The organism is Agrobacterium sp. 22-209-1 (assembly GCF_053522485.1).
The window spans coordinates 240,868-256,437 of sequence record NZ_JBNWCH010000005.1; the positions used below are offsets into that span (position 1 = coordinate 240,868).

The window sequence follows — 15,570 nt, forward strand, 5'->3', positions numbered from 1 at the left end:
TGCAGTGGTTCTCCGATTGATTTCGGGCTGTCTTGTTCCTAAGAAGACGAAAACAGGGAACCAACAGGAGGATATCCATGCGCGCATTCATTCTGGCTCTCGCCGCCGCGAGCGCCCTCGTTCTGCCGGCCAAGGCTGAAAACGTCACCGTTGCTGTCACCGCCATCGTCGAACATCCGGCGCTTGACGCCGCCCGTGACGGCGTCAAGGCCGCGCTTGCCGAAGCCGGTTACAAGGAAGGTGAGAACCTCAAGTTCCTTTATGAGTCCGCGCAGGGCAATCCCGGCACCGCCGCGCAGATCGCGCGCCAGTTCGTTGGCGATGCGCCGAACGTCATCGTGCCGATCTCCACGCCCTCCGCGCAGGCCGTCGTTGCCGCCACGCGCGACATTCCGGTTGTCTTCACGGCGGTTTCCGACCCGGTCGGCGCACAGCTCGTCAAGGACATGCAAAAGCCCGGCCGCAACGTGACCGGCCTTTCGGACATGCTCCCGGTTGGCGAACATCTGGCGCTCATCAAGGAAATCTCTCCGAACGCCAAGTCCATCGGTTTCATCTACAATTCGGCCGAGGCCAATTCCGTATCGACGCTCGCCCTCTTGAAGGCTGAGGCTGAGAAAGCGGGTCTCAAGGTTGTTGAATCCGTCGCCACCAAATCGGCAGAAGTGCAGGGTGCAACCCGCGCACTGGTCGGCAAGGCCGATGTGATCTACGTTCCGACCGACAACACTATCGTTTCCGCTTTCGAAGCGGCTGCCGGTGTTGCTTCCGAAGCCAAGATCCCGCTTTACGCGGCCGATACGGATTCGGTCGCCCGCGGTGCGGTTGCCGCCCTCGGCTTCAACTATTTCGACGTTGGCAAACAGACCGGCGCCGTCGTCGTCCGCATTCTCAAGGGTGAAAAGCCGGGCGATATTCCGGCAACCGTTGCTGTCGGCACTGATCTGGTGATCAACAAGAAGGCCGCCGAAAAAGCCGGCGTCACCTTCCCGGAAAGCGTCACCAAGCGCGCCACCAAGGTCATCGACTGAACCGAAACCAGACGGAATAACGGGCGGCGGCAAATTCGCCGCCCGTTCTACGTGGCGCGAGACAGCACCCGTATCCGCCTGATGGCGGCAATAACAAGGACATTACCGTGAGCCAAATCGCCTTCTGGGGCGCCGTGGAGCTGGGACTGGTCTTCGCTTTCGTGGCGATCGGCGTTTATCTCGCTTTCCGTGTGCTTGATTTTCCTGACTTGACCGTGGACGGTTCGTTTCCGCTCGGCGCCGCCGTGGCTGCCGTGCTGATCATCGCCGGTCTGAATGCCTGGGTTGCGACGGCGATTGCGATGGTGGCCGGTGCCGCCGCCGGCATCGTGACCGCCACCCTCAACGTTCGTTTCAAAATCCTCAACCTGCTTGCGTCGATCCTGACGATGATCGCGCTGTTTTCCGTCAATCTGCGCGTGATGGGAAAGCCGAATGTGGCGCTGCTCAATCAGGATACGATGATATCGCCGTTTTACGGCCTCGGCCTGTCGGAATATCTGGTGCGGCCGCTTTTCGTCGGCGCGCTGGTGCTGGCCGCGGTCATCCTCGTCTGGCGTTTTCTTGAAAGCGATGCGGGCCTTGCTATGCGCGCGACGGGCGCCAATGCCCGGATGGCGCGGGCGCAGGGGGTGAAGACAGGTAACCAGATCTACCTCGGCATGGCGCTTTCGAATGCCCTGGTCGCTCTCGGCGGCGCGCTGTTCGCGCAGACCAATGGTTTTGCGGATGTGACCTCCGGTGTCGGCACTATCGTTGTCGGGCTTGCGGCCGTCATCATCGGCGAAACACTGTTCGGCGCGCGCGGTATTCTGGTCGCGCTGATCGGCTGTGTCTTCGGCTCCATCGCCTATCGTCTCGCCATCCAGTTCGCTCTGTCGAGCGATGTGCTGGGCCTCAAGGCGTCCGATCTCAATTTCGTAACGGCGGTATTGGTGGCCATCGCATTGATCCTGCCCCGACTGCGCCGCGGGGGAGCAACATCGTGATTTCCCTTTCCGATATTCAAGTTGTCTTCGGGCGCGGCACGCCGCTGCAGAAGCAGGCGCTCTCCAAGATCGACCTCACTATTGAGGATGGCTCCTTCGTCACCGTCATCGGCTCGAATGGCGCCGGCAAATCGACGCTGCTCGGCGTTCTCGCCGGTGATGTCCTGCCGACGGCGGGCAAGGTGATGATCGGCGGCGCCGATGTAACCCGCAAACCGACCGCCAGCCGGGCGGGGCGGGTGGCGCGCGTGTTTCAGGACCCGCTGGCGGGCAGCTGCGGCGCGCTCACCATCGAGGAAAATCTGGCGCTGGCGGCGTCGCGCGGCACGCGTCGCGGCCTTTTGCCGGCGCTTGGGCGTGGTCGGCGGGATTTCTTCAAGGAGCGCATCGCCTCGCTCAATCTCGGGCTGGAAAATCGTCTGAAGGACCGCATGGACCTTCTGTCCGGCGGTCAGAGGCAAGCAGTCTCGCTCGTCATGGCGACGCTGTCCGGCTCGGACGTGCTGCTGCTGGATGAACATACGGCGGCACTCGATCCCGGCATGGCCGAATTCGTGATGGAGTTGACCCGCAAGGTGGTGTCGGAGCGCAAGCTGACGACGCTGATGGTTACCCACTCCATGCGTCAGGCGCTGGATTATGGTAGCCGCACGATCATGCTGCATGCCGGTGAGATCGTGCTCGACGTTTCCGGCGACAGCCGCAGGGATCTCGAGGTCGAAGATTTGATCGACATGTTCCGCAAGATACGCGGCCAGAAGCTCGATGACGATGAGTTGCTGATCGGTTGATTGTAAAAAAGGCGCCGTAGGGCGCCTTTTTGTTACCGTCAGCGCGCCTGCGTGAAGAAAATCTTGACGGCGAAAAGCGAAAAGACACCTGCGATCGTATAATCCAGTCCGCGCAGAATTTTCCGGTTGCGTTGCAGCCAGGCTGAAAGAACATCTGCCGCGATTACGATGCCGATGCCGATCGGCAGCGCGACGATGATCGACCAGATGCCGAGGAAGATCAGCTTGCCGGTCACATGCGGATCGGATGCGCTGACGAATTGCGGCAAGAAGGTCATGAAAAAGATGATGATCTTCGGGTTCAGCAGGTTGACCCAGATGCCGTTCAGTAGCGCCGACTTCAGGGAGGACTGCGATTTTTCGCCGGCGCTTTTCACCATCACGAAATCCGAGCCTTTGCGGATTGCCTGGATGGCGAGCCAGACCAGATAGGCGGCTCCGCCGGTCTTCAGGATCATGAAAGCCGTCGGCGAGGCGACGATGAGGGCGGCGACGCCGAAGGCGACGAGCATCGTGTGCACGGTAATGCCGATATTGGTTCCCAGAAGCGTCATGAAACCTGCCGTCCGGCCCTCACGCAGGGAGCGGCTGATCCAAAGCGTCATGTCAGGCCCCGGGGTCACAGCCAGAAGGAGAATGGCAATGGTGAAGGCGATCAATGTCGGCAGGCTGGGAACGAAATCCATCGCGGCACCCGTAAAAGCTGGAGATTGCCGTGCTTAACGCGGTTTCGCATTTCTGCCAATGCTTTTGAGCACTGACGCAAAAGACCGCCGCAATGGTTACATCGCGGCGGCCCGGAACATTCAGTTTTTCAGGAAGCTGGTGAAGGCGGCGGAATATTCCGTGTGCCAGCGCGATAGCGGCGGACGGTTCTGGACGATGTCATAGGCCGCCCAGAGAATGCGCTTTTCATCGGTCGGTCGGTCCACCTCGCCATCCGGGCAAAGAATGTAGAAATCGCCCCGACCGATGCTTTCGACCATGAAATCGACGGTCTGTTCGCCGGTCCATGCGCCTTTAGGCTTTTCTGTCCTGCCATGGGCGGTGAGGCCGGTGAAGACGAAGCCGGGGATCAGCAGATGAGCGGAAACCGAGCTGTTCGGTAGGTTACGCAATTCGTGCTGAAGCGCCTCCGTGAAGGTTTTGACGCCGGACTTCGAGACATTATAGGCCGGATCGCCGGGAGGCGTGGTGATGCCCTGCTTCGAGCCGGTATTGACGATGAGCGCCGGCTCGCCATGGGCGATCATGCCCTGCCCGAAAACACGGCTGCCGTTCACGACACCCATCAGATTGACGTTGATGATATTTTCCCAATTGGCCTGTGGACCGAAAATGGCGCTGCCGGGCTGGATGCCGGCATTGTTCATCAGGACGTGAACGCGTCCGAAACGCTGGATCACGGCGCGCTCCAGCGCCTCCAGTTCATCGAGCCTGGATATGTCGGTCGGAATGGCGACAACCTGCGCTTCGCCGTTCTTGGCAACGGCCAAAATATCCGCATGGGCTGCAGCAAGCCTCTCGCCGTCGAGATCGACGAGCACGACACTCATGCCGAAACCGGCGAATTTGCGGGCTGCGGCAAGTCCGATGCCGGAGGCAGCACCGGTGATGACGGCGACATTATCTTCCTTGAATGCGGGGTGGATGGTCGTCATAGGTCTCTCCTTCGCGTCGTTTCGGCTGTTTCCAGCGGTTTGCAACGTTGCCTGAACCTCACGGGTTTCATTCACGGTCTTCAAGTTGATCGCGCCGCTTTATGATAAAGCGCGAATTTTCATAATGCATGTGACAATCGCCTCGTTTCCATCAATACGCCCGGTCATCGTCAGCCCTCGTATGCGCCCATCAATTGTTTTGTCGCTTATCTCACTGAAAAGCGCTTCACACATTTCGGCTTGCACTGTAAAAGTGCCGAAATCCCAAGGAAATGGCGGTGTCTCAATGCCGTCATCATGCAGATGGACATCACTATGGCACTTCCGAAAGACGTTAAGAAAGTCGTTCTCGCCTATTCCGGCGGTCTCGACACCTCGATCATCCTGAAATGGCTTCAGACGGAACTCGGCGCGGAGGTGGTGACCTTCACCGCCGATCTCGGCCAGGGCGAAGAACTCGAGCCGGCGCGCAAGAAGGCCGAGATGCTGGGCATCAAGGAAATCTTCATCGAGGACGTCCGCGAAGAGTTCGTACGTGATTTCGTGTTTCCGATGTTCCGCGCAAACGCGGTTTATGAAGGCGTCTATCTGCTCGGCACCTCCATTGCCCGTCCGCTGATCTCCAAGCACCTGATCGAAATCGCAAGGAAGACCGGCGCCGACGCCATCGCACATGGCGCCACCGGCAAGGGCAACGATCAGGTCCGTTTCGAGCTGTCGGCCTATGCGCTGAATCCGGATATCAAGATCATCGCTCCCTGGCGCGACTGGTCGTTCAAGAGCCGTACGGACCTCCTGAACTTCGCTGAGCAGCATCAAATTCCGGTTGCCAAGGATAAAAAGGGCGAGGCGCCTTTCTCGGTGGACGCCAACCTGCTGCACTCCTCTTCCGAGGGCAAGGTTCTGGAAGACCCGGCGCAGGAAGCGCCGGAATATGTGCATATGCGCACCATCTCCCCGGAAGCCGCGCCCGATAAGGCAACCGTCATCAAGGTCGGTTTCCGCAAGGGCGATGCCTGCTCCATCAACGGCGTTGAAATGTCGCCGGCGACGCTTCTTGCCACGCTCAACAATTACGGCCGTGAAAACGGCATCGGTCGTCTCGATCTGGTCGAGAACCGTTTCGTCGGCATGAAGTCGCGCGGCGTTTACGAGACGCCCGGCGGCACCATCCTGCTTGCCGCGCATCGCGCCATCGAATCCATCACGCTTGACCGGGGTGCGGCCCACCTCAAGGACGAGTTGATGCCGCGTTACGCCGAGCTGATCTATTACGGTTTCTGGTTCTCGCCGGAGCGCGAAATGCTGCAGGCCCTGATCGACAGGAGCCAGGAGCATGTGGAAGGCGAAGTGACGCTGAAGCTCTACAAGGGCAATGTCATGGTGACCGGCCGCGAGAGCGCCAAGTCGCTCTATTCCGACGCGCTGGTGACCTTCGAGGACGACCATGGCGCCTATGACCAGAAGGACGCTGCAGGCTTCATCAAGCTTAACGCATTGCGTCTTCGCACACTCGCAAAGCGCAATATCAGCAAGTAATTCTGCTGGAATGGAAATAATGAAACCCGCTGGCGACGCCGTCGGCGGGTTTTTTCATGTCTTTCGTATGGAGACGATGCGGAAGCCGATGTAGCTGGCGATTGCGGTGAACTCCATCACGGGGATGATGATGCCGAAGCCGGTCAACGGCGAACCGATGAGTGAGGCTGCAGCACCGCCCGCAAAACCAGATCCCATCTGAATGAAACCCATCATTGCCGATGCCGAGCCGGCAATATGCGGGAAAGGGGCGAGGGCCGCCGTCACCATGGATGGCGTCAGCAAGGCGATGCCGACCGTTGCGACTGCCACAGGTCCCATGATCGAAAGAAAGGATGGCGGTATCAGGAACACCGACAGCAGGATAAGGAGGCCGCCTATTCCCGAAAAACAGAGGCCAAGGACGACCGAACGGCGGTCACCAAGCCTCGGTGCGATATAACGCAAGGCGATTGAGCCGAAGAAATAGGCGCCGGTCTGCATCAGCATGCCGATGCCGAAGGCGGTGGGTGTCATGCCGACTTTGTCGATGAGGATGAAGGTCAGCATGGTCGCCTGCGCATAAAGCGCGCCGATGGAACCGCCGAGTACCAGTGCAGCGAGAAGAAAACGCGGCTCGGTGAGCAATGTCCCATAGGCCGACAGGAGCCGACGCGGGCGGATCAGGTTCTTGTCCGGGATTGTCGTCTCGCGCAGGAAAACCACGACGGTGAAGATGGCGATGGCCCCGAGGCCGGCCATGAGGAAAAATACCGATTGCCACCCGAAAGCCGCAAGCGAAAGCCCGCCTATGGTCGGGCCCATGGCTGGGCCAACGGCCAGCATGATGCCAATAAGGTTCATGATGCTGGAGGCTTCCGAGCCGGTAAATTGATCGCGCACGACGGCGCGCGCCACCGTCATGCCGACGGAGGCGCCAATACCCTGAACAAGCCGGGCGAAGAGCAGCACCTCGATTGTTGGGGCGAAGATCGCCAGCAGCCCCCCGCCCAGAAAGATGGACAGGAAAACGAGACTCGCCTTTCGCCGCCCGAAGGCATCGGATGCCGGGCCGGCCAACAGTTGCGCCATGGCGAAACCGGCGAAGTAAAGCGACAGGCTGAGTTTCACGGCGGATTCCGTGGTGGAGAAAACCCGCGTCAGTTCCGGCATGGCGGGTGTGTAGATGGCCATGGAAATCGGTGCCAGCGCCGTCAGCAACGCACCGAGCATGGCCGTGCGCTTTCTGGACATAACCGTTTCTGGCGACATTGCGATCAGCAGCCCTGGCTCGACTGTTCCGGCTGGAGATTGTTGCGGAGAGTCTGCAGGAAGCTGCGGAAAAGCGCGACCTCCTCGTCATTCAGGCCCTGCGTGGCGTGACGGACGAGTTCATCGATTTCCTGGCGCACGGCTTCCAGCATCTCGGCTGCGTTTTTCGTCATCACTATACGCTTGGAGCGCCTGTCCTGCGGGTCCTGTTGGCGTTCGATGAGATCGAGAGATTGCAGCTTGTCGAGATAGGCGCAGATCGTCATGGGCTCGATGCCGAGCCGGGCGGCGATATCCGATTGTTTGCTGCCATCAACGACGGCGACTGTCAGCAGGGCGCGTGCTTCGCCGGGTGTCAGGCCCAGTCCGGCTTCAGCAATTCGGCGCTCGAAAGCACTGTTCAGCAGGCGTGCGCCACTGTTCAGTAAAAATGCCAATGAGTCTTTTTCGCGTTTAGTGCCCATGTTTCGCCTTTTCGTAAGTCAGACTTACTAAAATCCGGGCGATAATCAATGGTGCACAAGTCATATTGTGGAAAATCGGGTAAAGTATGCGTCAGTTCGGTTGCTGGATGATCTGCAATATAGTCGCCGATTGTTACGCTGAAGCAAAAAAGACCGGACTTTCCATATTTTTTCACGCGGCCTGACATCTCCGCCGGGCATATTGAATTGCCGGCGGAGGCGTGCCCATATGAGCTTAACCGGAATTGTACAAGGAAGATGAAATGCCATCCAAGACCGCGCTTTATCCCGCACTCGTTGACTGGAACGGCCACAATGGTCTGCCGAAATTCGATGCGGTCAGGGATGAGGATTTCGCTCCGGCCTTCGATGCCGCCCTTCTGTCCCACGAACACGAAATCGATGCGATTGCCGGCAATTCTGAGGCCCCGAGCTTCGAAAACACGGTGACCGCGCTCGAAATCGCAGGCGACGATCTTTCGCGCATTTCGGCGCTGTTCTGGAACAGGGCAGGCGCCAATACCAATGGCGTGATCCAGGCGCTGGAGCGGGAGATCGCGCCGAAACTGTCGCGGCACTATTCGAAGATCGGCATGAACGAGGCCCTGTTCAAGCGGATCGACACTTTGTGGGAAAAGCACGAGGCGCTGGGGCTGACGGGTGAGGAGAGCCGAGTTCTTGAGCGGCACTGGAAGAGTTTCGTGCGCTCCGGCGCCAAGCTGCCGAAGGATCGGCAGGAACGGCTGGCGGCGATCAATGAGGAACTTGCCGGTCTCGGTGCGAGATTCGGGCAGAATGTGCTGGCAGATGAAAAGAACTGGAAGCTCCTGCTTTCCACGGAAGAGGAACTTACCGGCATTCCCGATTTTCTGCGAGACGCGATGGCGGGTGCTGCCCGTGAGCATGGCGAGGACGGCAAATTTGCCGTTACCCTTTCCCGATCCATCATCGAGCCTTTCCTGACCTTTTCCGAGCGCCGCGATCTGCGCGAGCAGGCCTTCAGGGCGTGGGTGGCGCGTGGCGAGAATGGCGGCGGGACCGATAATCGCGAGATCGTCCGCCGCACGCTCGAATTGCGCGAGGAGAAGGCAAAGCTTCTCGGTTACGCAAATTTCGCCGCCTACAAGCTCGATGATACGATGGCAAAGACGCCGGATGCCGTGAACGGTCTTCTGGGGCAGGTCTGGGAAAAGGCCGTGCGCCGTGCGGGCGAGGAGGAGGCCGAACTGGCAGCCATCATCGCTAAGGAGGGAAGGAATCACGAGGTGCTGCCCTGGGACTGGCGGCATTATGCCGAAAAGCTCCGGGCACGGAAATTCAGCTTCTCCGAGGCTGAATTGAAGCCCTATCTGCAGCTCGAAAAGATCATCGAAGCGTGCTTCGATGTGGCCGGGCGGCTGTTCGGGATTCGGGCGGTCGAAATCAAAGGCGTCGCGGCCTATCACCCGGATGTGCGGGTTTTCGAAATCAGCGATGAAAAGGGCGGTCTGAAGGCCATGTTCCTCGGCGATTATTTCGCCCGTCCCTCCAAGCGGTCCGGCGCATGGATGAGCTCCTTCCAGTCGCAGCATAAGCTGCCCCTCAAGAACGGCACGGTCGGAGAAATACCGATCATCTACAATGTCTGCAATTTCGCCAAACCGGCCGAGGGCAAACCCGCGCTGCTTTCGCTCGACGATGCGCGCACGCTGTTCCATGAATTCGGCCACGCATTGCATGGCATGTTGTCGAATGTCACTTACCCTTCCGTTTCCGGAACGGGTGTCTCGCGCGATTTCGTTGAATTGCCGTCGCAGCTTTACGAACATTGGCTGACGGTGCCGGAAATTCTCGAAAAATACGCCCTGCATTATGAAACAGGCGCGCCGATGCCGAGGGCGCTACTGGACAAGGTTCTGGCTGCGCAGACCTTCAATGCCGGTTTCAGCACGGTGGAATTCACCTCGTCGGCGATTGTCGACATGGCGTTTCATACCCGCGACAACGTCGGTGACCCGATGGCCGTGCAGGGTGAGGTCCTTTCCGCGCTCAACATGCCGAAATCCATCGTCATGCGCCATGCGACGCCGCATTTCCAGCATGTGTTTTCCGGCGACGGTTATTCCGCCGGATACTATTCCTACATGTGGTCGGAAGTGCTGGACGCCGACGCCTTTTCGGCATTCGAGGAAACCGGCAATGCCTTTGATAGCGAGATGGCGCGACGGCTGAAGGATAACATCTATTCCGTTGGCGGCTCGATCGATCCGGAGGAGGCCTATCTTGCCTTCCGCGGCAAGATGCCGAGCCCGGACGCCATGCTTTTAAAGCGCGGTCTCCTATAAGAGACTGTCATATTTCTGAGTTAGAAGCTGAGCGCAGGGGGCTTATGACATGAGCCCCCTTTCGCATTTGCAAAAAAAAGGTTATGAGCGCGCCAAACTAAATTGGCGTTTCTCATCAATATAGCGCCCAACCTCAGAGATTTTAAACAATGGCACTTCGCAACATCGCGATCATCGCGCACGTTGACCATGGAAAAACGACGCTTGTTGACGAGCTTCTGAAGCAATCCGGTTCGTTCCGTGAAAACCAGCGCGTGATGGAGCGCGTGATGGATTCCAACGACATTGAAAAAGAGCGCGGCATCACCATTCTCGCCAAGGCGACCTCGATCGAGTGGAAAGATACCCGTATCAACATCGTCGACACCCCCGGTCACGCCGACTTCGGCGGTGAAGTCGAGCGTATCCTGTCGATGGTGGATGGTGCCATCGTTCTGGTCGATGCTGCCGAAGGCCCGATGCCGCAGACCAAATTCGTGGTCGGCAAGGCGCTGAAGGTCGGTCTTCGCCCGATCGTCGCAATTAACAAGATCGACCGTCCGGACGCCCGCCATGAAGAAGTCGTCAACGAAGTGTTCGACCTTTTCGCGGCGCTCGACGCCACCGACGAACAGCTCGATTTCCCGATCCTTTACGGTTCCGGCCGCTCCGGCTGGATGAACGTCAATCCGGAAGGCCCGACTGACGAAGGTCTTGCGCCGCTGCTGGATCTCGTCGTCAAGCACGTTCCGGAGCCCAAGGTCGAAGAGGGGCCGTTCCGCATGATCGGCACGATCCTCGAGGCTAACAATTTCCTCGGCCGCATCATCACCGGCCGCATCGCCTCCGGTTCGATCAAGCCGAACCAGGCCGTCAAGGTTCTGGGCCAGGACGGCAAGCTGATTGAAAACGGCCGTATCTCGAAAATTCTCGCTTTCCGCGGTATCGAGCGCACCGCGATCGAAGAAGCCCATGCGGGCGACATCGTCGCCATTGCCGGCCTCTCCAAGGGCACCGTCGCCGATACCTTCTGCGATCCTGCCGTCATGGAGCCGATGCAGGCGCAGCCGATCGATCCGCCGACGGTTACCATGTCCTTCATCGTCAACGATTCGCCGCTCGCCGGCACCGAAGGTGACAAGGTCACGAGCCGCGTCATTCGCGACCGCCTGTTCAAGGAAGCCGAAGGCAACGTTGCGCTGAAAATCGAAGAATCCGCCGATAAGGATTCGTTCTTCGTCTCCGGTCGCGGTGAATTGCAGCTGGCGGTTCTGATCGAAAACATGCGCCGCGAAGGCTTCGAACTTGCCGTTTCGCGTCCGCGGGTTGTCATGCACAAGGATGAAAACGGCCAGCTTATGGAGCCGGTCGAAGAAGTCGTCATCGACGTTGATGAAGAACATTCCGGTGTCGTTGTTCAGAAGATGTCCGAGCGCAAGGCCGAGATGGTTGAGCTTCGTCCATCGGGCGGCAATCGTGTCCGCCTGGTCTTCTTCGCGCCGACCCGCGGCCTTATCGGTTATCAGTCTGAACTTTTGACCGACACGCGCGGCACGGCTGTGATGAACCGTCTGTTCCACGACTACCAGCCTTACAAGGGCGAAATCGGCGGCCGCGTCAACGGCGTTCTGCTGTCGAACGAATCCGGCGAAGCAGTCGCCTATGCCCTGTTCAACCTTGAAGATCGCGGCCCGATGATCATCGATGCCGGCGAGAAGGTTTATGCGGGCATGATCATCGGCATTCATAGCCGTGACAACGACCTCGACGTGAACGTGCTGAAGGGCAAGAAGCTCACCAACATCCGCGCCGCTGGCAAGGATGAGGCGGTGAAGCTCACGCCACCGATCAAGTTCACGCTGGAGCGTGCGCTGTCCTGGATTCAGGATGACGAACTCGTCGAAGTTACGCCGAAGTCGATCCGTCTTCGCAAGCTCTACCTCGATCCGAACGACCGCAAGCGTTTCGAAAAGGCAAAGCTTGCAGCCAGCTGATCGGCTTGATCCATGCTTTCGAAAAACCCGGCTTTGGCCGGGTTTTTTTATGCGTTCGTTTTTATGTGCGTATGAGTCGAAAGGCGCTTTGCCAAAGGTTAAGGATGCGTTAATTTTTCAAGGTCGTCCACATGAATAGGCTGTGGGTAAGCTTGCCGGCGTTAACCTTTATGACTGGTAAGTTTCCGTGGCCGGGGCCAGAATCGCGTTATGAAAACGTTATCCATCGATGTTCGCCGTGCTGAACCGCATGACGCGCGCGCTATCTCCGAGGCGCACCGTCTGTCGTGGCAACAGGCCTATGCAGGGCTTATCCCGCATCGGCCGTTGATGCAGATGCTGGAGCGTCGCGGAGAAATCTGGTGGAAGAAGGCGACCAGAGGCTCTGCGACAATGCTGGTGGTGGAGGTGGCCGGTGTGGTCGCCGGATATGCGACACTGGGCCTCAGCCGGGCACGCGGGCTGCCGCAAGACGGCGAGATATACGAACTTTATCTCCGGCCGGAATATCAGGGCATCGGGCTTGGCTCGCTGCTGTTTACGGAAGCGCGCAGATTGCTGACCTCGCTTGGCTGCAACGGCATCGTTGTTTGGTGCCTTGAAGACAGCGATGTGGCCAACCGCTTTTTCCGATCTCACGGCGGCCGCGATATTGCCGAAGGCATGGAAGACTTTGACGGCAAGTCGCTTCGCAAAGTCGGTTTCGTCTGGAATTGACAAATAATGCCCCGGTGATTTGGGCCGGGGTTCATTCTCGCGAACGGCCATGCGCCATTGCGATAGCCTCAAATCCCGCATTCTGCCTTATCCGCCCAAAGCCATGTTGCAATGCGGCGACTTTCCCAGTATCGAAAACCAAATCCAACCCGTCGAATGAGGGAAGCGAATGCGTATCGATGCAATTTCCGTAGGCAAGAATCCGCCGGATGACGTGAATGTCATCGTTGAAGTGCCGGTCGGCGGACATCCGATCAAGTACGAGATGGACAAGGATGCCGGTGCGCTGATCGTCGATCGCTTCCTCTACACGCCGATGACCTATCCGGGTAACTATGGCTTCGTACCGCACACCCTGTCCGACGATGGCGATCCGATCGACGTTCTCATCTGCAATACCCGTCCGCTGGTTCCAGGCTGCGTCATCAATGTCCGCCCCATCGGCGTAATGATCATGGAAGATGACGGCGGCAAGGACGAGAAGATTCTCGCCGTGCCGGTTCCGAAGCTGACACGCCGTTACGACAAGGTGCACAATTACACCGACCTGCCGGAAATTACGCTGAAGCAGATCGAGCACTTTTTCGAGCACTACAAGGATCTGGAGCCCGGAAAGTGGGTGAAGATGGGCGGCTGGCAGGATGTTGATGTTGCCAAGAAGCTGATCGTTGAAGCCATTGAGCGTTACAAGGCGCAGGGCTGATCTGCCTTAAAGCTTTTTAAATAGCTCTTCGAAATCCTCCGGGTCGGTATCGATCCGGAGGATTTTTTTACGCGCTGTTTCGCCTGAAACGAAGCTGATGGATGATTTCGGCAGGCCGAGTTTTTTTGCCAGGAAGACAATCAGGGCCTTGTTGGCCTTGCCGCCTTCCGGCACGGCGCTGACACGGGCCTTGAGATGCGTGTTTCCTTCCGCATCCTTTTCCACGCCGTCGATGGCGTCCCGCCCGCCATTCGGTGTGAGGCGGACGGTCAGGCGGACATGATCACCGTGCTTCTGCCAGCAGCCGCTCAAGCGACCATCGGGTAAAGCGTGTTCCACATGAAGGAGCGGATGAAGAAGATGATCAGGAGCACGATGATCGGCGAAATGTCGATGCCGCCGAGATTGGGCAGAATGCGGCGGATGGGTCGCAGAACCGGTTCCGTGACATTGAACAGAAAGCTGCCGATGGCGTTCACGAACTGGTTGCGGGAATTGATGACGTTGAAGGCGTAAAGCCAGGAAAAAATAGCGCTGGCGATCAGCACCCACGTATAGAGGTTCAAGGCCAGATCGATGGTCTGAAACAGGGCAAGCATCAATATCTCCGTATCTTGGTTGCAAGACATTTAGACATTCGCTGGTGAACCGGCAAGTCTTGCCCCTGATCGTAATGAACTTTGGCCTCGTCGACCGGCGATCATGGCAGTCCGGCTTGTGGCCTTGCAGCGGGAATTCGCACAAAACCGCCTGCACTTTTCGTCATCCATCGATGAGGGCTGGCGATTCCTGCCATATCGCTCTATTGCAAAGCTCTCCTATTGTCTCGCGAGCACCCAGCCGATGTCCCTCCCTTCCCCCGATAATCGCTTTGGCGCATTCCGGCATAGTTCCTATCGCCGTTTTTTCAGCGCCCGGTTTTTTTCGGCCTTCGCCATCCAGATCGTCAGCGTCTCTGTCGGCTGGCAGATGTATGAGGTTACCGGCAACGCCTTTTATCTCGGCCTGATCGGTCTTTTCCAATTTCTGCCGTCGCTGCTTCTGATCCTCGTCACGGGAACGGTCGCCGACCGGCACAATCGCCGGCGCATCATGGCCATTTGCCTGCTGATCGCGGCGCTCTGCGCTGCGGCGCTTCTTAGCCTCACGTTGATGCACAGCTTTTCGCCCTGGCCGGTCTTCGCCATTCTCGTCGTCTTCGGCATAGAGCGGGCCTTCATGGGGCCGGCGGTGCAGTCGCTGGCACCCAATCTCGTGCCGGTCGAGGATTTGCCGAATGCTATCGCATGGAATTCGTCTTCATGGCAGATGGCGTCGATTCTTGGCCCTGTCGCCGGTGGTCTGCTTTATGGTCTCGGGGCCTCCGTCGCCTATAGCGTAGCGCTCGTGCTTTTCATTGTTTCCGCGGCGCTTGCAGTAGCAATCCGTAAGCCGGAACAACGCGGCCCGGCAAAAGCCATCAGCCTCGAAACCATGCTGGCCGGGTTCAAATTCATCTCGCAGGAAAAAGTCGTCCTTGGCGCGATCTCGCTTGATCTTTTCGCGGTGTTGCTCGGCGGTGCTGTTGCGTTGATGCCGATTTTTGCCAAGGAAGTGCTGACGCTCGGCCCATGGGGCCTTGGGCTTCTGCGTGCCGCGCCTGGCATCGGGGCCATCACCGTTGCGGTCATTCTGGCCTTCAAACCCATTCGTCACCACGCCGGCCTGCTGATGTTTACCGGCGTCGGCCTCTTCGGCATCTCCACTGTGGTTTTCGGACTGTCGCAGACCGCGTGGCTGTCCATCGCCGCGCTGGTGGTCATGGGCGCATCGGACATGGTGTCGGTTTATGTGCGCGAGACCCTGATTGCGCTCTGGACACCGGACGAGGTACGCGGGCGTGTGAATGCGGTTAATATGGTCTTTGTCGGCGCATCGAACGAGCTGGGCGAGTTTCGTGCCGGCACCATGGCTCATGTCGTCGGAGCGGTGCCCGCAGTCGTCATCGGCGGGGCGGGTACGCTTGCTGTGGCGGTCATCTGGGCGCTCGGTTTTTCCAAGCTGCGCAAGATCGACAATCTGGATGCGCCGCACTGATGGCGATGGGGCTTAGATCGTTTTGTTTTTACGCATTTTCCGAACGTAAAA

Annotated in this window: 15 protein-coding genes; 9 read left to right on the plus strand and 6 right to left on the minus strand. The window is 58.6% G+C overall.

Features of this window, described 5'->3' with window-relative positions:
- The first annotated feature begins 77 nt into the window (after window positions 1–77).
- The 3 genes from ACQZ48_RS14100 (at window position 78) to ACQZ48_RS14110 (ending at window position 2,811) form a co-directional block, all read left to right on the plus strand.
- Window positions 78–1,031, plus strand: a complete 954-nt coding sequence (locus tag ACQZ48_RS14100) for an ABC transporter substrate-binding protein (RefSeq protein ID WP_077985487.1) — start codon at window positions 78–80, stop codon at window positions 1,029–1,031.
- Between the two features lie 107 nt (window positions 1,032–1,138).
- The gene (locus ACQZ48_RS14105) at window positions 1,139–2,020 is read left to right on the plus strand and encodes an ABC transporter permease (RefSeq protein ID WP_191217221.1); all 882 of its coding nucleotides are present in this window, start codon (window positions 1,139–1,141) and stop codon (window positions 2,018–2,020) included.
- The gene (locus ACQZ48_RS14110; RefSeq protein ID WP_077985489.1) at window positions 2,017–2,811 is read left to right on the plus strand and encodes an ABC transporter ATP-binding protein; all 795 of its coding nucleotides are present in this window, start codon (window positions 2,017–2,019) and stop codon (window positions 2,809–2,811) included. Before ACQZ48_RS14105 ends, ACQZ48_RS14110 begins: the two co-directional genes overlap by 4 nt.
- Before the next feature lie 38 nt (window positions 2,812–2,849).
- Here the strand turns inward: ACQZ48_RS14110 and ACQZ48_RS14115 are convergent, their stop codons facing one another.
- On the minus strand, window positions 2,850–3,497 hold the full coding sequence (locus tag ACQZ48_RS14115) for a LysE family translocator (protein ID WP_077985490.1): 648 nt from the start codon (window positions 3,495–3,497) through the stop codon (window positions 2,850–2,852).
- Window positions 3,498–3,617: 120 nt separating this feature from the next.
- On the minus strand, window positions 3,618–4,472 hold the full coding sequence (locus tag ACQZ48_RS14120) for an SDR family NAD(P)-dependent oxidoreductase (RefSeq protein ID WP_448728911.1): 855 nt from the start codon (window positions 4,470–4,472) through the stop codon (window positions 3,618–3,620).
- Window positions 4,473–4,787: 315 nt separating this feature from the next.
- Here ACQZ48_RS14120 and ACQZ48_RS14125 point away from each other — a divergent pair, with 315 nt between their 5' ends.
- Window positions 4,788–6,011 (plus strand): argininosuccinate synthase, encoded by a 1,224-nt coding sequence (locus tag ACQZ48_RS14125; RefSeq protein WP_077985585.1) that lies wholly within the window; start codon window positions 4,788–4,790, stop codon window positions 6,009–6,011.
- A gap of 54 nt (window positions 6,012–6,065) precedes the next feature.
- Here the strand turns inward: ACQZ48_RS14125 and ACQZ48_RS14130 are convergent, their stop codons facing one another.
- Together ACQZ48_RS14130 and ACQZ48_RS14135 are read right to left on the minus strand one after the other, a co-directional pair.
- Window positions 6,066–7,262: a multidrug effflux MFS transporter gene (locus ACQZ48_RS14130; protein WP_173990264.1), complete on the minus strand. Its 1,197-nt coding sequence runs from the start codon at window positions 7,260–7,262 to the stop codon at window positions 6,066–6,068.
- Between the two features lie 5 nt (window positions 7,263–7,267).
- Window positions 7,268–7,726 carry a MarR family winged helix-turn-helix transcriptional regulator gene (locus tag ACQZ48_RS14135; RefSeq protein WP_077985491.1) on the minus strand — a complete coding sequence of 153 codons (459 nt, stop codon included), beginning with the start codon at window positions 7,724–7,726 and terminating at the stop codon, window positions 7,268–7,270.
- 263 nt (window positions 7,727–7,989) lie between these two features.
- Between ACQZ48_RS14135 and ACQZ48_RS14140 the strand changes: the two genes are divergently transcribed.
- From ACQZ48_RS14140 to ppa, 4 genes are all read left to right on the plus strand, one after another.
- Entirely contained in the window at window positions 7,990–10,050 is a 2,061-nt protein-coding gene (locus ACQZ48_RS14140; RefSeq protein ID WP_142912965.1) for a M3 family metallopeptidase, read from the plus strand.
- Window positions 10,051–10,199: 149 nt separating this feature from the next.
- Window positions 10,200–12,023 (plus strand): translational GTPase TypA, encoded by a 1,824-nt coding sequence (typA, locus tag ACQZ48_RS14145; protein ID WP_077985492.1) that lies wholly within the window; start codon window positions 10,200–10,202, stop codon window positions 12,021–12,023.
- A gap of 210 nt (window positions 12,024–12,233) precedes the next feature.
- The gene (locus ACQZ48_RS14150) at window positions 12,234–12,740 is read left to right on the plus strand and encodes a GNAT family N-acetyltransferase (protein WP_077985493.1); all 507 of its coding nucleotides are present in this window, start codon (window positions 12,234–12,236) and stop codon (window positions 12,738–12,740) included.
- A 169-nt stretch (window positions 12,741–12,909) separates the two neighbouring features.
- A complete protein-coding gene (gene ppa / locus ACQZ48_RS14155) occupies window positions 12,910–13,443 on the plus strand; it encodes an inorganic diphosphatase (RefSeq protein WP_003523485.1) in 534 nt (177 codons plus the stop codon).
- A 6-nt stretch (window positions 13,444–13,449) separates the two neighbouring features.
- Here ppa and ACQZ48_RS14160 read toward each other — a convergent pair whose 3' ends face one another.
- Entirely contained in the window at window positions 13,450–13,755 is a 306-nt protein-coding gene (locus tag ACQZ48_RS14160; protein WP_162520505.1) for a DUF167 domain-containing protein, read from the minus strand.
- Window positions 13,752–14,042 carry a YggT family protein gene (locus tag ACQZ48_RS14165; RefSeq protein WP_003523487.1) on the minus strand — a complete coding sequence of 97 codons (291 nt, stop codon included), beginning with the start codon at window positions 14,040–14,042 and terminating at the stop codon, window positions 13,752–13,754. The genes ACQZ48_RS14160 and ACQZ48_RS14165 overlap by 4 nt, the downstream gene beginning before the upstream one ends.
- 244 nt (window positions 14,043–14,286) lie before the next feature.
- Here ACQZ48_RS14165 and ACQZ48_RS14170 point away from each other — a divergent pair, with 244 nt between their 5' ends.
- Window positions 14,287–15,519, plus strand: coding sequence for an MFS transporter (locus ACQZ48_RS14170; protein WP_448728920.1), 1,233 nt, complete (start codon window positions 14,287–14,289; stop codon window positions 15,517–15,519).
- Window positions 15,520–15,570: the final 51 nt, after the last annotated feature.